Below are 19,287 nucleotides of genomic sequence, written 5' to 3'. Positions count from 1 at the left end.
GCTGGTGCTGCGCTGGCTGTCGTCATCCTGCTGGTGCGGGATGTCAGCCGCCGTTGATGATGCCGATCTTCTCGGCGACCTTGGTCTTGATCGCGAGGGCGACCGCGCCCGCGACGACGATGAGGACGGCCGCGAACACAGCGACTTCGGTGGAGGACTGGCCTGCGTCCCGGGCTACCCGCATCTGGTGCCAGCGGGTTCGCAGCAGTGCGGTGAGTGCGTAGATGTCCATGACTGGCTCCTTGTGGTCAGCTGCCGAGGATGGTGGCGGTAAGCGGGATCATCACGAAGGCGAGCATGAGGATGACGGCGAAGGTGACGGGCAGGACCATCGCGGCGCTGGCGGCGTTGGCCTGGCTCTTGGCATCGGCCAGGAGGGCCACGCGCAGCTGGCGGGCCTGGGCCTGGAGGGTGGTGTAGACGGCGACGCCCTCGCCGGCCAGGGCCAGGGTGTCGGCGGGACGGGTCAGCTCGGGGATGTCGAGTTCGTCGCCCAGCTGCTTGAGGGCGTCCCACACGGTGACGCCGGACAGGTCGGCCTGGGCGAAGACGCGGCGCATGCGGGCGAAGATGAAGCCGTCTCCGACCTCGGCGGTCTTGGTCAGCGCCTGGGCCGCGCCCGAGTTGGCGATGCGTGCCAGGGCGACGCGCTCAAGGTAGGAGGCGACGGCGTGGCGCACGATCAGGCGGGTGGCGGCAGCCTCGCGGCGCAGCTCAACACGGGGCCAGATCCACATCAGGGCGGCCAGTCCCAGAGAGAGGAACAGCGGGATCACGTACGGGAAGGGTGCTCCAGCCAGGGCCATCAGGGCCTGGAACAGCTGAGGGAAGAGCAGGCCTCCCAGGGAGAACAGCACGCGGCGGCCGAGGAATTCGGCAGGGGACTTCCGCAGCAGGGACAGGTCCTTCACGGGCAGGGCCAGGCGGCCGCCGAGTTCGTCGAGGAGACGGCCGCCGACCTTCTCGGCGAAGTTGTCAGGGCCTGCCGCGTCGGAGGAGGCGAGCTGGAGGCCGGGGGCCTTTTCCGCATCGAGGCGGTCCAGGACCGCGTTCAGGTCCGGCCGGGCGGGCCAGGCCGCCTTGACGGCCAGACCGACCAGGGCCCCGGCCGCCGCCGCGGGCAGCACCGCGTTCAGCGGGATCATCGCTTTCCTCCCGAGGCGAGGTGCTCGGCGCCGGCGGGGTGGGGCCCGCTGGGCAGGGGGTCCAGGAGACGGGGGTCCGGTGCGGTGCGGGCGTAGCGGCGCAGCCAGTTGAGGTTCATCGCGAAGAAACCCCCAGGACGGCGAGGGCGACCTGCCCGATCGGTGACTGGTACCAGCCGGCCCAGGCCTTGTTGAGCATGCAGCCCAGCACGACACAGAAGACGACCAGCGACACGATGCGGGCGCTCTTAGAACCCATCCTTGAACCTCGGATCCGCCCGGTCCTTGATCGGCTGCCGTAGCTGCCTTGCAGGGATAGCGGAGTAGAGGCCGCCAGCGACCTGGTTGGAAGTGGATGGCAGGGCAGGGCGCCTGCCGCTGCGTCGTCAGGGGAACGGCCTGTTACGGGGCGCTCGGTTGCGCAGGGCAAGCAGGGTCCAGCCGCGGCCGGCTGGATCGAGTGGTCTGGTCGCGGCGGTGAAGAGTTCTGCGGCTCGGCGGTAGGAAAGCCGTCCTCGGCCCGTCACCGGGCAGCGATCGGCCGCCGGTGTGGCGGCGGGGGCCCGTCGGTCGGTGACGAATACCGGTCCCGCGGTGCGCCCGGCCAGCAGCATGGGAAGCAGGCGTGCAGTGCCGGGTCCCCAGCTGAGGGGTCCTACCGCGCGCTCCTTGGTGCGTCGGCGGGCTAGGTCGAGGTGGTCGATGTCAAGGGCGAGTACCCGTTCAACGGAGGCTCGCGACTCGTGGAGGAGGTGCCACAGAGTCAACTCCCTGAGTGGAGCCCGCAAGGCGAGGACGGCGCGGGCCCGATCCGGGCCAGCGGCAGTCGCCCTCGCAGCCGTGGAAGCACCACAGGAGGTGGGTGTCGGTTCAGAGCCCGGCGTTGGCGGTACCAGTCCGGTCGCTGGGTCTGTGGCGATCCAGCCTTGTGCCAGCCACCATGCTGTAGCTGCTCGGAGGCAGGCCAGTTCGCGGGCCAGCGTGCGTGGTTGCGCGGCGGCGGCGCGGTCGGCCAGTCCCCGTTGCAGCCGCTTTCGGGCCTCCGGGTCGTTGAGCAGGGCAAGAGGAACGACGGGCGGGTGTGAGCCCTTGCGCTCACGACCGGTCGGGGCCCGGCGGTCGACCAGTGGCCAGGCCCACCCGTGCAGCGAGATGCGGTAGACGCGGCGGGAGGCGCTGCCGAGATCGGCCGCAGCGAGGTAGCGGTCGACGGCGGCGCTGTATTCCACCGGAGCCGGACGGAGTGTGTCCACGTCGCCGGTTTGGCGCTTACTCATGCTAGCCATCCGCAGTAAATGAGCTTCGTGAAGACTGCTTTGCTCTTCCGTAACTGAGCCTACCACCAGGCATGTTGCAGTAAATACAGGTCATTTACTGCGCCAATTAGCGCGGAAGTAAAATTGCTCGTGAAAGAATCAGCATTCTTCCCTGGAAACCCTTGCAGGGAATAGGCTGATGGAGGAAGAGTGCGGACCCATGACGCTTCGCACTCGCCCTCCCGCTGCCTCCAGGCCCCGGACGGCTGCTCACCGTCTGCGCGCGCTGCGGCACTCCCGGTTCCGCCGTTTCCTCGCCGGCCAGAGCACGTCGCTGCTCGGCTCCGGGATGAACACGATCGCTACGACCTTCGCCGTGCTGCAGCTGCCTGGCGGCGGGGTCGACGCTGTCGGCGTGGTGATGGCGGTTCGGATTCTCGCGGTGCTTGTCGTGCTGCTGCTCGGCGGAGTATTCACCGACCGGCTCGGAGCCCGTGCGGTCATGCTGATAGCGGATCTGCTCCGGTTCGCCTCCCAGGGAGTGCTGGCCGTGCTGCTGCTCACTCACAGCGTGAGGATCTGGGAGGTGGTCGCCCTGGCGGTGGTCCTCGGAATCGGTGAGGGAGGGTTCAGCCCGGGTCTGGCAGCTCTGGTACCCGGCCTTGTTCCTGCGGACGACCTTGCGGACGCCAACGCGGTGCTGCAGATCGCCCAGGCTGTGGCCTCAGTCGCGGGGCCAGGCCTGGCCGGTCTGCTCATCGCGGTCTCTGATGCAGGCTCAGTGGTCGCTGTCGACGCGGCCAGCTACGGCGTGAGCGTCGTGGCCCTGGCCGGGCTGCCCCGGTCGCAGTCGGCCGCGCTCCGCCGTGGGCTGTTCACCGAACTGGGGCGCGGCTGGAAGGAGTTCACCTCCCGTACATGGCTGTGGGTCACGACCCTCCACATCACCCTGTTCAACTTCCTCCTCTGGGCTCCGTTCCTGGTACTGGGACCAACTCTCGCCCAGCAGCGGCTCGGCGGCGCGAGGGCCTGGGGGCTGGTACTGGCCTTGTACGGCATTGGCTCGATCGTCGGCGGCCTGGCGCTGCTCGGCAGGAACCCCAGGCGGGCACTCGCCTGGTCCATGGCTGCATCCGCCGGCTGGGCCATTCCGGCGGCCGCGCTGGCCGCGCGGGTGCCCCTGGCCTGGGTGGCAGCCGCTGCACTCCTCGCGGGAGGCGGCGCAGCGGTGTGCAACACCCTCGTGACGACCGTCATCCAGCGTGAGATCCCTGCCGAGATGCGCGGACGCATCAGCGCCTTAGACAGCCTGGGCGCCTTCGCCCTGGGACCGCTCGGACTGGCGCTGGCCGGGCCGGTGTCGGGCGTCGTGGGAGCCGACCGGCTCCTGGGGCTCGGTGTGCTGTGGCAGCTGACCGCAGTCGCGGTGGTACTGGCACTCCCGTCCGTTCGAAGGCACGACCCCGTTTGCATGCAGCGGACTTAGAACCGGGCGACGCGAGACGAGACGAACTGACCGTCTTCGTTATTGCAGCCTGGACAGCGGGTGTCGGCCGGGGCGCGGCGGCATTGGGCTGGACGGGCTGCCGGGTGAGCCGGCGGGTCATCAAGGTGATGGCTGCGAGGGTGAGCATCGCTTCGGAGTGCTGCGGCAGCGTCTCGTAGTCGCGCGCGTTGCGGCGGGCGTGAAGCAGCCACGCGAGTGACCTTTCCACCACCCACCTGCGCGGCAGGACCACGAACCCCTTTGCGTCCTTGGGCCTGCTCACTGTCTTGATCGTCAGGCGGATGAAGGACTTGGCCCAGCCGACGAGCGTGCCGGCGTAGGCCAGGTCGGCCCAGACGATGGTGATTTCGGGGTGCATCAGCCGCAGGCGGAAGAGGACTTCGCGGGCCGCGACGCTGTCGTGCAGGTTGGCCGGGGTGACCATCACGAACAGCGGCAGCCCCTTGGCGTCCACGATGATATGTCGCTTCCTGCCCGGGATCTTCTTCCCCGCGTCGTACCCGGACGCGGACCGCGGGACGGTGGCGGCGACCCTGACCGACTGCGAGTCGATCACTACGGCCACCGGGTGCGGGGATGTTCCCATGGTTCGTCGGATGTGGCGCCGCAGCTGGTCGCGGATGAGGTTGAAGATGCCGGCCGCGGACCAGCGGGTGAAGAACCCGAACACCGTCTTGAAGGGCGGGTAGTCCTGCGGCAGCGCGCTCCACTTGCATCCGGTGTCGACGATGTAGCGAAGGGCGTCGACGATCTCGCGTCGAGGGTGTGCCTCCGGGCGGCCGCCACGCGGGGTCTGGCAGGCCGGCACCGGCAGCAGCGGCTCGATGAGAGCCCACTCAAGATCGGTGGTGTCCGAGGGGTAGCGGCGCTGCCGCATTGCGTCCGCCTCTCCTCCGGTCAGGCGATCAGGTCGAGGGTGGACTCGACGGAGTTGAGCTGGGCGACGATGTGGCGCAGGCGCTTGTCGTCCGGGTCCAGGGCGGCGTGCGGGGCGATGGTGCCGATGATCAGGCGGCGGACCTCGGTGAGCAGCACGTGCACCCGGGGCCGTCTCGTAGGCCTCCAGGTCGTCCGGGTCGGTGGTGAACTGGTACCCGTCCGCGCGGGTGTAGATCACCGGTGGCCACCCCTTCTTCGTGATGGTGTCGCGCATCATCGCCAGCCCCGAGCCCACCTGAGCGCGGGTGAGTTCGGTGGCACGCATCAGCTGGGGCATGTGGAGTCCGGCCGGACGGGCCTGCATGAGCACCCGCCAGACCGCCTCCGCGTGTTCGCGTGCTGCATCGCCCCGGCGCTGGGACCGGGGCACGGCTACTCGCCCCGCAGCAGTTTCGCCAGTTCCTCGTCCACGTCGACCTCGCCGGTGTCCACGGCCGTGGTGATCCACTCACAGGTGGCCCGTACGCGGTCGACGTCGCGGTGCACTGTTTCACGCTCGTCCTCGGACAACCGTCGCTCCCGCAGCGACGGCACGATCCGGCCCGTGGCCGCGACGAACCTCTGACAGGCCCCGACCAGGTCCAAGAACTCCAGCGCGTGGTTGATCCGCCGCACCTCGGGTTCGAACGGGCTCTCGGACCTGTTGAGTTGCTGCTCGTCAGCCTCGCGCAGCCGGCGTGACTGCTCGACCTGGGCGTGGTTGACCTGGTGCCGGGCCGTGTGGTCGGTCATGGCCTCGAAGGCGACCGACGGGCGACGCAGAAGATCGGTCGCCACCTGGGCTGCGACCTACTCGTCGGCGACCAGGTCGTGCACAGCCTCGATCTTCTCCTGCACCGTCTCGGGTCCCGGACCGTGGTAGCCCATCCTCTGCCGGGCCGTCTCCGGAGTCCATCGCCGCGTGCCGGTCCGCACGTCCAGCGGCGGGTTCTTGATCGCCGCCCAGCGCTCCTCGGGATCAGAGATCGCTGCGAGGATCTGGTGGGTGCTGAAGGCCACCCCTGGACACCGGTGCCGGTCGGGCCACCGGCTGGCCACCCACCGGTACTCCTTGATCGTGTTGTAGGGCACGTCGATGTCCTCCGACAGCCGGTGCAGCCACGTGGAGACCCCGAACAGGTCATCCGCCACGGACCGGCCGCCGTGCTCCTGCATCGGGACCACTTCCAGCACGCCGTCGCCGATGATGAACGAACTCTTCGACAACTTCTCAGCTGCCTCGCGCAGCCGGTCCACGATCTGCTCGTACCGGCCCACGCTGACGTTGCCGACCTTCTCGGTACTGGGCACCACGCCCACCGCCTGCCAGGCCGGAGCACGGCCCCGTGGCCGTAAAAGGGAACTCCGACCCTCCCGCTACTGGGCAGAATCCGCCCGCCATCCCACACCCGAAGGGCGCGCCACCACGGCGCGTGAAGCACCGGAAATCTCTCCGCGAGGCCCTCTGTCACACCGCGGAGACCCCAGTGACTGGAGGGCCCGATGCCCACCAGGCCGTCCAACAAGGCGCGAGAACGAGATCATCAGAGGTTCAAAGATGGGTTCTAAGATGCCGGTCGCGCTCGACATGCCGGGCAAGGTCGCCGACTACCTCCGCACCACCGAGCTGGAACCCGCCGAGCGGGCCGCGCTCGACCAGGGGGTGACCGTACGGCGCGGCCAGGGCTACACCCTGCGCGTCAGCGCCGTACCCGCGATGCACCACCAGCTCCTCGCCCGGTGCCAGCCACTCGACGGCGGCCAGGGCCTCTCCGCTGTCCCGGCACAGCGCAAGGCCCGCCGCGAGTACGAGAACCGGGTCAGCGCGCTCACACCCTGACCATGATCGTTCTCAGCGCCAACCGCTGTACCGATGTTCCAACTGCCGTCCCAGCCCCCTGCGATCAGCCGTAGTACGCGTCGCGCGCAGCGGTGAACGCGACCGCTGCCCTTTCGACCTCTTCGAGGGCAGCCCACTGCTTGTCGGTCAGCTCCTCCTCGGTCTGGTCAATCGGCCAAACCTCATCGAGTTCCCGACGCTTCGTCGCGAACTCCGCCCGGGCTGCCAGATAGGTTTCACGCTCCTGCTGGTTCATGGCGCAACGCTACGGCAGTCTCCGGAGATCAACCGTCAGTCACCAGCGGGCTGACCACCGCGGAGAACTGACGACAGTTAAATACGCGAGCCCACCAGTATCAAACCCCGGTTAGCCGATGCTGATCGTCGTGTACGTCTCTCCGGGGCCGGGTGGGCGGCTCCAGGAGAGCGACTCGAAGGTGTGCAGCCGGCCCTCGGTGAGGGCGAGGCGGGGCACGGTGACAGCGTGGATCCGGGCAATGGCGTCCAGGGCCTGGGCTGCCGCCGAGGCCTGGCCGTCCGCGTCGGGGGCGTCGAACCCGAGGGCGGGTGGAGCCAGTTCGACGGGAACGGCGCCAGCGCTGGTTTCGAGCGTTCCGCCCCGTACGGTGAACGCGTAGCGCGGCGTGCCGCCCTCGCCGGCCGACACGTGGAAGACCGGGGTGCCCCGGCGCCGCTCGTGCCAGATCACGATCGCCCGGCCGCCGGGGGCCGAAGCGGCCGGTGCGGGAGAGACGAAGCGCGGCGTGTCGAACCCGGCGGAGGGATCCTGCTCGAAGGCGAAACTCCAGTCCGGCCCGGCCCGTCCGACGCTGAGCAGTGCCTTGTCGTCGTAGCTGGAGAAGATTCGCTGGCCGGATCGGTGGTGGCGGGTGACATCCCACTGCCGCAGGGGAGGGGAGAGCGGCGTGCCGGGCGATGAGCCGAGCAGCGCGGGCAGCTCGTCCGGGGCTATGCCTTCGACAAGGATCATCCGGTAGTCGCTGGTCGAGGTCTGCCAGGGACGCAGCGCACCGGGCCGGACAAGCCAGGACAGGCCGTCGGGGTTCCGGTCGCCGGCGGGGGCAGGGGCCGGGCCGCTCTCGCCGCCGCGTGGAGTCCGCAGGAGTTCGAGGCGCCGTTCGGCGGTCAGCACCGGCGCGAGCAGGGGGTCGGCGAGCAAGCCCACCGGCGCGATGTGGCCCGGGCCGAGCGGCTCCCACAACGGGATCACGGCACGCAGAACCTGCCAGGCGGCATCGGTGTCACCCCACCGGGCCTGCTCGCGGGCCTCGTGGACGGCCTCGCCGAACGCTCCGCCGGGCCGGTAACGGTACGTCCCCTCGCGTACGGCGCGCTGGATGTCCGCTGCGGTCTGCGCGGTGTCGGGGAAAACGGCTGGGTCGGAGTAGTGCCAGTCCTCCGGGGGCCGGCCGCTGTTGAGTAGATCGGCGGCCTTCAGCGGGAGCTGTTCGCTGAGGAAGCGGGGGTTGTCGGGGTGCGGCATCTGGACCCCGCGCCCGCGCGTGCCGCCCAGCTGCGCGATCTGGTCCAGGAGCTCGTGCGCGTACGGCCGGCCGTACTTCCCGGCCTCCTCCAGCAGGGCGGCTGCCTCCTCGTGCCGACCGGACAGTGCCGCGGTCCGGGCCCGGGCCACGGCGGCGTCCTGGGTCCGGGTCGTGCCGTTGACGAATGTGGGGCCGCCCTCTCGACTGCTCCGGTCGGGCGCGAGCGTGTGCCACTCCTGGTGCATGGCGATCATGAACGCCGCGAACGACGGATAGCGCTCGGGGTCCTCGGCCCTCCAGGAAGCCCACACCCGCACCGCCCATTCGCCGTCCGGCCCCACGTCCTCCGGGTCGAGCAGCACGAAGGTGATGTCCGACTCGACGTCCAGTTGCAGCGCCCGGGACCACAGGCCCACCTGCGCCCGCACTTCCTCGGGGTTGTCCTCCTCCCCCCAGAATTCGTCGAAATCCTCGCCGAGGCCCATCTCGTCGTTGTGCCAGCGCGCCTCGCGGGTACCGGCCAGTTTCCAGACGAAGCCGCCGGCGTGCCGCCAGCCGTCGCTGACCCGCAGGAACTCCCGATAGGAGGGCGGCATCGCGCGGCCGAGCCGGTCCTCCATCGCAGCGATGTCCGCCTCGGTGGCCGGATCGGCGCCCAGCCATCGGCCCCGCCGTGCCGCGGCGTCCTCGGGGCTCAGCTCATCGACGTGCCCGTGCGCGTCCGCCCACTCCTCGCTCCACCGGGCCAGGAAGTTCAGCCAGTCGACATGTTTGATCTCCATGCCAGTGATCCTCGCAGCGGGCACCGACAACGGGGTTCCGCGACGTCACCCGCCACCGTAGGACTCCACATAACCGTTGATCAGCACGAGCAGAGCCCGGCTCAGCACAAGGCCCGCCGCGAGTACGAGAACCGGGTCAGCTTGCACGTGCCGACCGGACCATGATCGTTCTCGCCGGGATTTCCTGTATCTCAACTACTCACACCCGACACCGGGACCGGCAACCTGGTCGGGCAGGACCTCACCACACTGGGTCTGACCGACCCCAAGAAACTGGTGGAGCAACTGACCGGCTGCGGCTGGCTCTCCACCCCCGCAAGCGCCGACAGTCTGCTCGCATCCCGCCCCGAAGACCCCACGCCGATCACCATCCCCTGGCTCTCCCCCGGCGGCGACCGCCCCGGCCCCTTCACGTTCGGCAAGAAGACCCGCCCGAAACTCAGCGGATGGGCACAGAAGATCGTCGCGGACAAGAAACTCCGCACGACCCAAGCCACAGCCGGCGCCCGGATGCTCGCCCTGGTCCTGGCCACCCAGACCAGCCCCGACGGGCACCTCGGACCCTGCGGCCACGGCATCCCCCGCGAACGGCCTCGCCTCCCTGGGCGCTGACACCCCCGGTGAACTGCCGTGTGTGCTGATTCAGTTGACCGTGGCGGACTGGCTCACCGACCACACCCTCACCGGCACCCACCCCGCCGACCGCCTCAGCCAACGCGTCCTCCCCCTCACCTGCCCCCGTCCCAGAAGAGCACCACCCGGTCTGGCTCCACCGCGGCGGGAATCGTGTTGCAGGTGAACGGGCCCCCTTGCATGATCGGGACGTCAGAATCGTGAGGGAGCGTATGCATATGAAGACCGACAGCGACACCCGGTGGGACTTCGCCCAGAGCGCCGATGGCGACTCGATCTGGGGCTGATCACCCGGGTACCGGCCGAGCTCCGGCCGCACAGCGGCCGGAGCTCAGTCATGACGCGTCAGCTGTACCAACTCACCACGCTTGAGTGTCGTTCAGCAGGCCGTTCCTGGAGGAGCCGGGCCGTGCCAGAGATCCGGCCGGTCGGCCGCCGGGGGCGACGGGGCCGGTCCCGAGGCGGCGGCGGCTCCGCACGTCTGGTGACTCGCTGACCGGCGCCTCAACCCACGTTCTGGCCACGGCTCGTTCGGCGGCAGTGGGGGCGGGGACCTCGGGGCGGCTCGGGAAGATCCCGGCGGCCCCCTCAGCGGGCAGCGGTGCGGCGTACTCATCGGCTCAGCAAGCAAGCCTCAGGTCCCAGGGCGTGCGGCAGGAAGAACCACTCCTGATAGGCGGCCCCCACGGCGGCGCCCTGCACTATGCCGAACACGGCTTGCGGACCGTCGTCTCCCGGCTGCCGCCTTCTTCGCCGCCACCTTCTTGGTGGCGGCCTTCTTCACCGACTCCACGGAAGCCGTCGGCGCTGCCATCAGGGAGACGACTGTCTCCGCTCTCCCGGCCACATATGGGGTGTTAGTTCGCTTGTCCCAGCGGTCGCATTTGGATGTGGTTGATGTCCATGCCGGGTGGCTGGTTGAGAGCGAACAGGATGGAGTCTGCGATTTGGTCGGCGGTCATGGTGGGGTGTTGCGGCTTGCCACCGCGGTTGTCCCAAAAGGGGGTGTCGACCATTCCGGGCGCGATGAGGGTGACGCCGACTTGGTCACCGGTGACCATCATGCGGGTGTTCTCTGCCAGGGCGTGGACGGCCCACTTGGTCACGAGTACAAGTTGCCGGGCGAGTTCTTCACTCCGGCTACGGAGCCCACCAGGACGAGGCGTCCCTGGCTGTCTTTCAGATGTGGCAGGGCAGCCTGGGTAACCAGGGCGGGGCCCAGGACATTGGTGAGGATCATGGCGCGCATGGCTTCGGGGTGATGGTCGGCAAGGGTGCCGGGCAGGGAGAAGCCGGCGTTGGCGATGACATTGTCCAACGTCCCCAGGACTGCACAGTGAGCCTGACGGCGGCTTGGACGTGTTCCGCGTCGCTCGTGTCGCCGGGCAGCGTCATGAGTTGACTGTCGTCGGCTCCTGCCCGGGCGCGGAATTCGGCGAGCCTGTCTGCGTCGCGGGCGGTGATGGTCACCCGGTGGCCGGCTTTGAGCAGTTGCAGTGCGGTGGCCGCGCCGATTCCGGTCGAGCCGCCGGTGATCAGTGTGACGGGTTCCATGGGAAGGCCTCCTCGTTGATGGCGGGCATGGGTTGCCCTCCGTGATGCCAGGAGTCGATGAAGGACTGCTGGCGGTCTTGGTCGACGAGTTCGATGTGGCTGCCGATGCTGTTCAGACGGTGGTAGGCGAAGGGACGGCCCCAGGGGCAGCCGGAGAATGCCTGGGGGAAGCCGTTCTGGGTGAGTCTCCGGCTGCCTGCCTCGATGTCCGAAGTCCAAAAGCCCAGATGGTGGAAGCGTGCTTCGGTGGTGTCGCCCCATGGGCCGCCCGGGGGTGCCTCGATGAGTTCGATGAACGGGGCGCCGCCCGCGGTGAAAACAATGCGGTAGTCCCACTCGCCGATGCTCGCTGAGACCGGTTCCTTCCAGGTGACACCGGCTGCAGCGGAGAAGTCCTGCATCGCCGCGTTCAGGTCCGGGACGGTGAAACACACGTGGTAAAAGGCGCTCACTGCTGCAACTCCGGTTCCGGGGTGCTCTGCGCGCTCGCCCTTGCAGACGGGGCTGGGAACGCGTGGCGGCGGGCCGCCGCAGCGATCACCAAGGCTGCCGCGAAGACGACCAGGGAGACCCAGGGCAGTGACTTCACGCCCTCCAGGTTGAGCGCGACGCCGCCGGTGACGGAGCCCAGGGACATGCCGGCGTTCAGTACGGTGACGATCATTGCCTGGGCCACGTCGGCAGCCTGTCCGGCTGCTTTCGCCGAGGCGGCCTGGAACATCGTCGGGGCGAGGCCGAGGGCTAATCCCCATCCGAACATCACCACGATCACCGGCCACGGGTAGGTGCCGAGCAGAGCGAACAGGGCCATGCAGAGGGTGAAGAGCGCCAGCGTGCCGACGACGACGGCGCGGAGATTCTTGTCGATGAACGCTCCGGCGGCGAACAGACCCGCCATCGCTGCTACGCCGAAGGCCAGTAGCACCGGTCCCACCCAGTCGCCCAGCGCCGCGCGGTGCAGGTAGGGGGCGACGTAGGTGTAGAGGTTCATGTGGCCGACCTCGAACAGCAGGGCGGTGACCAGGATCGCGGCCAGTCCTGGCAGCAGGAAGACCTGGCGCAGCGGGATCCGTGTGGAGGCGGGTTCCCCCGGGAACGGCTGGACGGTGGCCAGGATCCACAGGGCTACGCCGAGCGCGAGGACGCCGATGGCCGCGAAGGTGTAGCGGTATCCCAGGAGGTCTCCGGCGTAGGTGCCCAGCGGGACACCGAGGGCCAGTGCGGTGGGTACTCCTGCCATGGACACCGCTAGGGCGCGGCCCTTCAGGGGTTCGTCGACCAGGCGCATGGCGTATCCGGCGATCATGGCCCACTGCACGCCGGTGGCCATGCCGCCGAGGCCTCGGGCGGTCATGGTCAGGGCGTAGGAGCTGGATACGGCAGTGACGACGTTGACCAGAGCCACGGCTGTCACGGTAGCGATCAGTACGGGCCGTCGGGGCAGACCGCGTGTCATCGCGGTCAGGGGTATGGCGGCCAGGACCGCTCCCGCCGCGTACACGGTGAGCAGTTGGCCGGCCTGTGCTTCTGAGACGTTGAGTCCCCGGCCGATCTGCGGCAGGAGACCCGCTGGGACGGTTTCGGTGAGCATCGTCAGGAACCCGGCTGTCGCCAGTGCCAGCAGCCCACCGAGTGGCAGACGTTGTTCTGTGCGTGCCACGGTGTGTGGTGCTCCCTCGTTGCGTGGTGGGTGGCCGGTTCCGGTAGTGGAACCGGCCGGAGGCCCTTTGGATCAAGGGGCATCCGGCCGTCAGCCTAGGGGCCGTCAGTGCCCGGCTGCGTTGACAACCGGGGCCCGTAGAAAACTGGCTTGTTCAGGTCGGTGTATCGCTCAAGTGCTTTAAACTCCCTTGGGTACAGGGCCTCCAGAACGCTGACAGCCTCTTGCGGGACCTGGAGGCGCATGATGTTGAAGCAGGACCTGACACGCATCTGGTCCATCTGTGTGACAGCTGCCCCCAGGGACGGCCACCAGGTTTCCACCGGGCCGTTCCACGAGGTGTCCAGGGCGACCATCATCTGGGTGTAGGCGTCGTCGAAGGTTTCGAGTTATTTGCGGACTCGGGGAGCGCTGGGGTCGCGTTCAAGGAGTGCTGCGTAGCCGTCCGAGGGAACGGCGAGGGTGTTGATGACAACTGGCCATGCGATGGTCTCGCCGAGAAAGAAGTCGGGCTCGTTCTCCCGTGAGATCGCTGCTTGCGGGGGTGCGAGATAGCGGCGTCCGTAACGCAGTTCGGCGAATCGGGCGTTGTGCGAACCTTCGCGCTGGAACTCCTCCCCGGCTTCGACGGATCCGGTGCCCTGGCCTTCGCCCTGCTCGGTGATGACGTCCAGCGCCGCATGGAACTGCTCCACCGGATCGACTGTGTCATCGGCTTCGAAGGTGAGGTAGCCGAGATTGCCTCCGACCTGGTTTGCCGGGCCGCCGGCCCGCACTGCGCGGCGGACGGCGTCCTTGTTCGCGTCGATGGCCTCCCGGATGGCGTCGTAGAAGGCTCCGATGGTCGGATAGACGCCGGCGCGTTGTCGGGAGTTGAGCATGAACCCCGGCGCCTCCAGGCGCATGAAGTTCTCCAGTGACCGGGGGGAAAGCCGGGCGAGGATCACCGGCAGGTCCGGTGCTACGCCTCGCGGCAGCCCGCGCGTGGCATAAGCCGGCGCCAGTCCCTTGATGTCGGGTGACCCGCCCAGCGCGGCGACCATGTTCGCGGCGATGGCCATGTGGACGATCTCCTCCATCAGCACCGAGCGGATGATGTAGTAGGGGTAGTTCTGCACCTCCAGCGAGTACATCGCCGCACAGTACAGAGGCATCGTTGAGTGTTCGAGAGCAACGGCGGTCTGCAGTGCCCCGCGGATCCAGTTGAGGTCTCTGAGTTCCACGGGCGTGGTGCGCTGCGCCATGACGGGCCTACCCTTCGATGGTTAGAGGCCGGCGTTGTCGTCGACAGCGGGGATGAGCATGTCCTGGAAGTAGTCCTGGAAGGTTTCCTCCAGCTCGGGGTGCTGGTAGAACTCCGGGCCTGTCTCCTCGAAGATCACGTCTCCGATGCCGCCGACCGTGTCGAACATCATTGAGACGATCGTGCCGATCTCACGGCCGAAGTAGTGGGCCACCATGGCCACGGCCCCGCCGTTGACGCCGTAGGAGCCGGTGAAGGTCCAGATGCGGTAGGCGGTGTTAGCCACCCACATCCGGCGGGCGACCGGCACGTTGAACCCGTCGCGGCGCAGCCCGCGGGCTACTGCTGCGACGCAGGTCAGCGGTTCGTCGTTGACGATGCGGGCGCGGGCGATGATCCCGACTCCCGAGCAGTTGGCGGCGATCACCTTCCCGGCTTCGTGGTGGCGGCGGATGACCTTGTGGAGGCGGTCGTTGGTGGTTAGCACGCCGGAACCGACACCGCCGGGGATGTAGAGGATGTCGAACAGCTCGTCATCCTTCAGCACGCTGTCGGCGACCACATTGGTGCCCATCTGCATCTTGACGACGCCGGGCTCCAGCGACACGAGCCGCACGTCCAGCTCACGGTTGGCTGCTTCCCGCTGCCACGGCGCGATCTGGCCGGAGGTGACCATCGCGGCGCCCTTGAAGATCTCCAGCGGGGTGATGGTGTCCTGCTCGGAGCAGGATTCGTAGCCCAGGACTCCGATGGACTTGATCTGCGTGACGATGCTGCCGGGTACCTGCTCAGCCTGCCGGCCGCGGGTGGGAGTGGGAGTGCTCACGGTGGAACTCCTTCGCGAGAGAGGCGGGAAGGGCACCCCGGAGGAACCAGCCCGGGAAGGCCCGCTTCGACACTCACACGCTCCCCCCACCGCTTCAAATAAGCGTTCGAATCGGGGGGGATGACCGGGGCGAGGGCCCCCGCAGCCGTTATCCCGGGCTGCTGCGCAGGCTATTTGGCAGCGGCCTGGCACATCCCTAGCGTTTTGATCGGCCGGGGGGACGAGCCGACTGACGAAGGGGGATCCCATGTCCGAGCTGACACAGGATCAGATCACGACCAGAGACCACGCTTTTGCCGTCCGCATCGACCCGGGGCCGCGCGACTTCTCAGCGCTCAACGAGGTCGTCCGCAAAGGCAGCCGGGTCGGCAACGAGCGCCTGGACGAGGACGAGCATCTCAACGAGGTGATCCCCAAGCCGTGGGGGATGGAGTACTGCGTCTACGTCGACGACTTCATCGACGTGTGGAACCTGAGGATCGACGAGGGCCAGTCCACCTCCATGCACGTCCACCCCCGCAAGCTCACCTACCTGCTGTGCCTCATGGGCCAGGGCGTGACCGACACTCTCACCGGCCAGCACCCGGTCGGCGCCGGCTCCATCCTGCGTATCGCCGGCGGAGCCTTCCACTCCACCCGCAGCATCGGCCCCGGCCCGCTCTGGCTGATCGAGGTCGAGGCACCCCGCAACAAGTTCGACCTGATCCGGCTGCGGGACAACTACAGCCGTGAGAACACCGCTTACGAGACCGTGCATGCTGCGGCACCTGACCTGCCTGCCAAACCGGTTTCCTACCTGCCGCAGGCCAGGCTGCGCGAGCATTCCCCGGCCGGGGAGTTCGCCTTCGGCATCCGCGCCGGCATGGATGTCTTCTACCGCCGCCAGGAAGGCGACCTGTTCCACATTCCCCTGGGCCTGACCGGTGTCGTCACCGGCGAAGTCGACATCCTCGCCCGGGCCCAGGGCGACGTCCGCCGCCCGGCCCTGGACCAGTACTACCTCTCTCTCGCCCTGGCCTGATGCCCACGGCCTCACCAGCCCTGCGCGCACCATTCACCTAGTCATCAAGGAGACCCGCCATGCCCAGTGCCGTCATCATCACCGGCCCCGGCTTCCAGGACCACGACGTCATCTACACCTACTACCGGCTTCTGGAAGAGGGCTGGAACGTCGACGTAGCCACCAAGGGCGGCCAGGACGTGATCGGCAAGTACGGCATTCCCCTCCCGATGGACAAGACCGCCAAGCCACTGGTGTCCTTCGACTACCTGGACGCGGCCGCCTACGACGCCGTCATCCTGACCGGCGGCCACGAGGCCCCCGACCGCGTCCGCCAGGACGCCCACGTCCTGGACTTCGTCCGCGCCATGGACACCGCGCACAAGGTGGTGGCGGGCCTGTGCCACGGCCCCTGGATCATGGTCTCCGCCGGTGTCCTCAAGGGCCGCAAGGCCTGCGCCTACATCGGGCTGCGCGACGACGTCATCAACGCCGGAGCCGATGTCGTCGACTCGGACGTCATCGTCGACGGCCACATCATCACCTGTTCCTACTACGGCTACGTCGGCCGCTTCATGCAGGCAGTCTTCGCGACCGTCGCCTCCCAAGACCGGATTGCGGCCTGACCTCCTGACGTTCTCAGGACAGCCGCCACCCGCCGCTCGGGCGCCGCGCGATTTCCCCCCCGTCCTCACCCGGTGCCCGGGCCCTCCTTCGGACATGGGAGCCATCTCGTGCTGATACTCGACTTCGACGGCGTCATCGCCGACGCATTCACCGAATGCGCCCTCGTCACGTGGTACGCAGACCACGAGCCGGCTGCCGTCGCCGCAAAACCGCTCACCGAACTGGCCCAGGCGATGCCCCGGCAGTTCCTCGACCGTTTCCGCATCGTGCGCAACTACGCCCGCCTCCTGGACGACTTCATGGTCGCCCGCGACCCGGACGCCGCGTACATCACCACCGTCGCCGGCTACGAGAAGCTCTCCAGCCGTCAAAACCCGAAAAAGCTCACCTCCCTGGTAAAGGAGGCCACAGCAGTGCGGGCAGCGCTCCGCGACCAGCAGCGCGACGAATGGCTCGCAATGCACACCCTCTACCCGGGCATCGCCGGGCTACTGCAGCGCCACCGAGGCCGCGGCACCTCCATCGTGACGGCCAAGGACGAAGCCTCGGTCTGGGACATTCTCACCCACCACCGGCTCGAATCCACCGTCGTCCAAGTCATCGGCGAGTGCTCCGACAAACGAGCCGCCGTCCTGGAACTCGCCGCCACAGACGGACTGCGCCCACAAGCGGTCACCTTCATCGACGACCACATCACCAACGCCCTCGCCGTGCGCGACACCGGCGCCACATCACTGTGGGCCTGGTGGGGCTACCACACCGCCGATCACATCGAACGGGCCATCCAGCGCCGCCAGCGTCGCGTCTATCTCCCGGAACTGGCCACCTTCGCGGGCTGACCAGCCACCGCTCGGCCCCACACCAACCACCTACAACGTAAGAAACTCCCTCGTGCCCACCGTTCTCTTCGCCCTGACCTCCCACGACACCCTCGGCGACACCGGCCGCAAGACCGGCTTCTACGTCCCCGAAGTCGCCCATCCCGCAGAGGTCTTCAACGCCGCCGGCTGGAAGGTCGCCTTCGTCTCGGTCAAGGGCGGCGCCCCACAGGACGGCATCAAGCCCGGCGACGCCGTCAGCGCCGCCTTCCTCGCCGACCACGCCCAGGCTCTCGCCACCACCCCGACCGCCGACCAGCCTCAAGGCAGCCGACTACGACGCCATCTACTACGCCGGCGGCCACGGCACCATGTGGGACTTCCCCCAGGCGACCGCCCTCGCCACCCTCGCCACAGACATCTACGAAAACGGCGGCGTCGTAGCCGCCGTGTGCCACGGGCCCGCCGGCCTCCTCCCGGTCGTCCTGTCCAACGGAACCCCGCTCGTGGCCGGAAGGAAGGTTTCCACATTCACAAACGAGGAAGAAGAAGCCGCTGGCCTGACCGAAACCGTGCCTTTCGCTCTGGAGACCGCACTCGTCGAACTGGGCGCCAATGTGACCAAAACAGACAACTTCGCCGCGCACGCTGTGGCTGACGGACGCCTGGTGACCGGCCAGAACCCGGCCTCCGCAGCACGCGTCGCTGAGCTGGTCATTGAGCAGTCAACTGCCCTGTAAAACGGGCCTGTTGGTGGGCGGGATCACACCGCAAAGCGGCAGTAAAACCGCCCACCGACGTGACACTGCGTCCGATAAGTTTGATCATGGGGGATGGATCGGATCACGCCGTATGGCGCGCCACGCCCCCGCACTGGCTACAGGGGGCCAGAAACTATGCAACTGGGATGGCTGCAAACATTCGTCAGTGTCTACCGCACAGGATCATTCACCAAGGCCGCACGCGACCTGGACATCACCCAGCCCGCCGTCACCCAACAGATCCGCGGCCGGAAAGCGAGCTGGGAAGGCCACTGTTCGACCGCACACCACAAGGCGCCGTGCCCACCGTCGAGGGAGAGGCACTGGCCCACGACATCGAGGAATCCATCAACGACCTCAACGTCGCCATAGGACGCCACTTCAGCACTGACGCGAGCAACAGGCCACTGCGCCTCGGCGGCCCGGCGGAAGTCATGGCCGTACGCGTCATGCCCGCCATCGCGAACCTCATCACCGCCGGCATGGATGTGCGCGTCTCCCTCGGCGAGTCCTCCGACCTCCTCGCCGACCTCAAAGGAGGCCACCTCGACATCGTCGTCTCCACCATCCGGCCTCGTTGCCGGGGCATCGACGAAAGACCGCTGGCTGACGAGGAATTCGTCCTGATTGCCTCTCCGCAGGTCGCTGCCAACCTTCCGGCAGGAGGACTGGCCACAGACGGATCACGCGCCCTGGAGAAGGTCCCGCTCATCTCGTATGCGGAATCCCTCCCCATCATCCGCGGCTACTGGCCGGCGATCTTCGGTTGTGCGCCCCCCGCCTCTCCTGCCGTCGTCGTACCTGACCTGCGCGCCGTCATCGCGACCGTCACCGCGGCCGCAGGGATCTCGGTCGTGCCCAGCTATCTGTGCACAGGCGAAATCGGCACAGGAGCCCTGGTCCCGCTCTTAGAACCCGAAGAGCCGCCCATCAACACGCTCTATCTCGCTACCCGATCCGGCGCGCTGGCCGAGCCCCGCTTGGCCGGCCTCCACGCCCGTCTCCTGGCGCACGCCACGACATGGAATGAACCACGCAGCGCCTGCGCCGCGTGAACTGCGTGGCGCCGAACAACGACCACTCGCCGATGCAGGATGACGACCTGAACTCGGGAACAGCCGGCGGGACAGCTCCCGCACCCCGACGGTCTGCCGCTCCACCGCACGTGTCTGTGGAGCGCTACCGCCAAAGGTTCCCGGTGGTCCGCCGGCA

General features: G+C 68.1%; 19 protein-coding genes and 4 pseudogenes. 9 read left to right on the top strand and 14 right to left on the bottom strand.

The window, feature by feature from the left end; translation table 11 throughout:
• Nucleotides 1-43: 43 nt before the first annotated feature.
• From CG740_RS35325 to CG740_RS40040, 4 genes are read right to left on the bottom strand one after another with little or no spacing between them, the layout of a single operon-like run.
• The gene (locus tag CG740_RS35325) at nucleotides 44-232 is read right to left on the bottom strand and encodes a hypothetical protein (protein WP_100579408.1); all 189 of its coding nucleotides are present in this window, start codon (nucleotides 230-232) and stop codon (nucleotides 44-46) included.
• 16 nt (nucleotides 233-248) lie between these two features.
• On the bottom strand, nucleotides 249-1,145 hold the full coding sequence (locus tag CG740_RS35320; protein WP_100579407.1) for a type II secretion system F family protein: 897 nt from the start codon (nucleotides 1,143-1,145) through the stop codon (nucleotides 249-251).
• The gene (locus CG740_RS41665; protein WP_267895438.1) at nucleotides 1,142-1,264 is read right to left on the bottom strand and encodes a hypothetical protein; all 123 of its coding nucleotides are present in this window, start codon (nucleotides 1,262-1,264) and stop codon (nucleotides 1,142-1,144) included. Before CG740_RS41665 ends, CG740_RS35320 begins: the two co-directional genes overlap by 4 nt.
• Nucleotides 1,261-1,404, bottom strand: a complete 144-nt coding sequence (locus CG740_RS40040; protein ID WP_159030504.1) for a hypothetical protein — start codon at nucleotides 1,402-1,404, stop codon at nucleotides 1,261-1,263. Before CG740_RS40040 ends, CG740_RS41665 begins: the two co-directional genes overlap by 4 nt.
• Nucleotides 1,405-2,600: 1,196 nt before the next feature.
• Here CG740_RS40040 and CG740_RS35310 point away from each other — a divergent pair.
• On the top strand, nucleotides 2,601-3,887 hold the full coding sequence (locus CG740_RS35310; protein ID WP_324901201.1) for an MFS transporter: 1,287 nt from the start codon (nucleotides 2,601-2,603) through the stop codon (nucleotides 3,885-3,887).
• 96 nt (nucleotides 3,888-3,983) lie between these two features.
• Here CG740_RS35310 and CG740_RS35305 read toward each other — a convergent pair.
• The 3 pseudogenes from CG740_RS35305 to CG740_RS35300 all read right to left on the bottom strand — a co-directional run.
• A pseudogene (locus tag CG740_RS35305) lies at nucleotides 3,984-4,785 on the bottom strand (IS5 family transposase); the annotation flags it as partial.
• A gap of 20 nt (nucleotides 4,786-4,805) precedes the next feature.
• Nucleotides 4,806-5,217, bottom strand: a pseudogene (locus CG740_RS40590) (RacP protein).
• 2 nt (nucleotides 5,218-5,219) lie between these two features.
• Nucleotides 5,220-6,002 (bottom strand): annotated as a pseudogene (locus CG740_RS35300) (DUF6192 family protein).
• A gap of 382 nt (nucleotides 6,003-6,384) precedes the next feature.
• On the opposite strand from CG740_RS35300, the gene CG740_RS35295 reads away from it, so the two are divergent.
• The gene (locus CG740_RS35295; RefSeq protein ID WP_234376670.1) at nucleotides 6,385-6,666 is read left to right on the top strand and encodes a hypothetical protein; all 282 of its coding nucleotides are present in this window, start codon (nucleotides 6,385-6,387) and stop codon (nucleotides 6,664-6,666) included.
• 64 nt (nucleotides 6,667-6,730) lie between these two features.
• Here the strand turns inward: CG740_RS35295 and CG740_RS35290 are convergent, their stop codons facing one another.
• Nucleotides 6,731-6,922 carry a hypothetical protein gene (locus CG740_RS35290; RefSeq protein WP_058085257.1) on the bottom strand — a complete coding sequence of 64 codons (192 nt, stop codon included), beginning with the start codon at nucleotides 6,920-6,922 and terminating at the stop codon, nucleotides 6,731-6,733.
• A 111-nt stretch (nucleotides 6,923-7,033) separates the two neighbouring features.
• On the bottom strand, nucleotides 7,034-8,953 hold the full coding sequence (locus CG740_RS35285) for an SMI1/KNR4 family protein (RefSeq protein ID WP_100579406.1): 1,920 nt from the start codon (nucleotides 8,951-8,953) through the stop codon (nucleotides 7,034-7,036).
• A 276-nt stretch (nucleotides 8,954-9,229) separates the two neighbouring features.
• Here CG740_RS35285 and CG740_RS35280 point away from each other — a divergent pair, with 276 nt between their 5' ends.
• Nucleotides 9,230-9,565, top strand: coding sequence for a hypothetical protein (locus tag CG740_RS35280; protein ID WP_100579405.1), 336 nt, complete (start codon nucleotides 9,230-9,232; stop codon nucleotides 9,563-9,565).
• Nucleotides 9,566-10,443: 878 nt separating this feature from the next.
• On the opposite strand, the pseudogene CG740_RS35275 reads toward CG740_RS35280, so the two are convergent.
• From CG740_RS35275 to CG740_RS35255, 5 genes and pseudogenes are all read right to left on the bottom strand, one after another.
• Nucleotides 10,444-11,140: pseudogene (locus CG740_RS35275) on the bottom strand (SDR family oxidoreductase).
• Nucleotides 11,122-11,592: a VOC family protein gene (locus CG740_RS35270; RefSeq protein WP_100579404.1), complete on the bottom strand. Its 471-nt coding sequence runs from the start codon at nucleotides 11,590-11,592 to the stop codon at nucleotides 11,122-11,124. Before CG740_RS35270 ends, CG740_RS35275 begins: the two are co-directional and overlap by 19 nt.
• The gene (locus CG740_RS35265; protein ID WP_159030503.1) at nucleotides 11,589-12,800 is read right to left on the bottom strand and encodes an MFS transporter; all 1,212 of its coding nucleotides are present in this window, start codon (nucleotides 12,798-12,800) and stop codon (nucleotides 11,589-11,591) included. The genes CG740_RS35270 and CG740_RS35265 overlap by 4 nt, the downstream gene beginning before the upstream one ends.
• Nucleotides 12,801-13,189: 389 nt before the next feature.
• Nucleotides 13,190-14,044, bottom strand: coding sequence for a ferritin-like domain-containing protein (locus CG740_RS35260; RefSeq protein ID WP_199846669.1), 855 nt, complete (start codon nucleotides 14,042-14,044; stop codon nucleotides 13,190-13,192).
• A gap of 21 nt (nucleotides 14,045-14,065) precedes the next feature.
• Nucleotides 14,066-14,869: a DJ-1/PfpI family protein gene (locus tag CG740_RS35255; RefSeq protein ID WP_159030502.1), complete on the bottom strand. Its 804-nt coding sequence runs from the start codon at nucleotides 14,867-14,869 to the stop codon at nucleotides 14,066-14,068.
• Nucleotides 14,870-15,116: 247 nt separating this feature from the next.
• On the opposite strand from CG740_RS35255, the gene CG740_RS35250 reads away from it, so the two are divergent.
• From CG740_RS35250 to CG740_RS35225, 6 genes are all read left to right on the top strand, one after another.
• Entirely contained in the window at nucleotides 15,117-15,890 is a 774-nt protein-coding gene (locus tag CG740_RS35250) for a cupin domain-containing protein (RefSeq protein WP_100579401.1), read from the top strand.
• Between the two features lie 59 nt (nucleotides 15,891-15,949).
• Entirely contained in the window at nucleotides 15,950-16,495 is a 546-nt protein-coding gene (locus tag CG740_RS35245) for a DJ-1/PfpI family protein (RefSeq protein WP_100579400.1), read from the top strand.
• A 108-nt stretch (nucleotides 16,496-16,603) separates the two neighbouring features.
• Nucleotides 16,604-17,335, top strand: a complete 732-nt coding sequence (locus CG740_RS35240; RefSeq protein WP_100579399.1) for an HAD family hydrolase — start codon at nucleotides 16,604-16,606, stop codon at nucleotides 17,333-17,335.
• Between the two features lie 350 nt (nucleotides 17,336-17,685).
• Nucleotides 17,686-18,054, top strand: coding sequence for a type 1 glutamine amidotransferase domain-containing protein (locus CG740_RS41295; protein WP_234376669.1), 369 nt, complete (start codon nucleotides 17,686-17,688; stop codon nucleotides 18,052-18,054).
• A 93-nt stretch (nucleotides 18,055-18,147) separates the two neighbouring features.
• Nucleotides 18,148-18,447, top strand: coding sequence for a helix-turn-helix domain-containing protein (locus CG740_RS42045; protein ID WP_100579398.1), 300 nt, complete (start codon nucleotides 18,148-18,150; stop codon nucleotides 18,445-18,447).
• Nucleotides 18,375-19,130 carry a substrate-binding domain-containing protein gene (locus CG740_RS35225; RefSeq protein ID WP_159030500.1) on the top strand — a complete coding sequence of 252 codons (756 nt, stop codon included), beginning with the start codon at nucleotides 18,375-18,377 and terminating at the stop codon, nucleotides 19,128-19,130. The genes CG740_RS42045 and CG740_RS35225 overlap by 73 nt, the downstream gene beginning before the upstream one ends.
• Nucleotides 19,131-19,287: the final 157 nt, after the last annotated feature.

This window comes from Streptomyces sp. CB01201, assembly GCF_002803085.1.
Classification (GTDB): Bacteria; Actinomycetota; Actinomycetes; order Streptomycetales; family Streptomycetaceae; genus Streptomyces; species Streptomyces hundungensis.
Note: the sequence above shows the minus strand (reverse complement) of the source record. Positions and strands in the feature narration are given on the sequence as shown.

Bases quoted from the DNA above. Each gene is read 5' to 3' on its own strand.
- CG740_RS35325 (WP_100579408.1), bottom strand. From the start codon at position 232: ATGGACATCTACGCACTCACCGCACTGCTGCGAACCCGCTGGCACCAG.
- CG740_RS35320 (WP_100579407.1), bottom strand. From the start codon at position 1,145: ATGATCCCGCTGAACGCGGTGCTGCCCGCGGCGGCGGCCGGGGCCCTG.
- CG740_RS41665 (WP_267895438.1), bottom strand. From the start codon at position 1,264: ATGAACCTCAACTGGCTGCGCCGCTACGCCCGCACCGCACCGGACCCC.
- CG740_RS40040 (WP_159030504.1), bottom strand. From the start codon at position 1,404: ATGGGTTCTAAGAGCGCCCGCATCGTGTCGCTGGTCGTCTTCTGTGTC.
- CG740_RS35310 (WP_324901201.1), top strand. From the start codon at position 2,601: ATGGAGGAAGAGTGCGGACCCATGACGCTTCGCACTCGCCCTCCCGCT.
- CG740_RS35295 (WP_234376670.1), top strand. From the start codon at position 6,385: ATGGGTTCTAAGATGCCGGTCGCGCTCGACATGCCGGGCAAGGTCGCC.
- CG740_RS35290 (WP_058085257.1), bottom strand. From the start codon at position 6,922: ATGAACCAGCAGGAGCGTGAAACCTATCTGGCAGCCCGGGCGGAGTTC.
- CG740_RS35285 (WP_100579406.1), bottom strand. From the start codon at position 8,953: ATGGAGATCAAACATGTCGACTGGCTGAACTTCCTGGCCCGGTGGAGC.
- CG740_RS35260 (WP_199846669.1), bottom strand. From the start codon at position 14,044: ATGGCGCAGCGCACCACGCCCGTGGAACTCAGAGACCTCAACTGGATC.
- CG740_RS35250 (WP_100579401.1), top strand. From the start codon at position 15,117: ATGTCCGAGCTGACACAGGATCAGATCACGACCAGAGACCACGCTTTT.
- CG740_RS35245 (WP_100579400.1), top strand. From the start codon at position 15,950: ATGCCCAGTGCCGTCATCATCACCGGCCCCGGCTTCCAGGACCACGAC.
- CG740_RS41295 (WP_234376669.1), top strand. From the start codon at position 17,686: ATGTGGGACTTCCCCCAGGCGACCGCCCTCGCCACCCTCGCCACAGAC.
- CG740_RS42045 (WP_100579398.1), top strand. From the start codon at position 18,148: ATGGATCGGATCACGCCGTATGGCGCGCCACGCCCCCGCACTGGCTAC.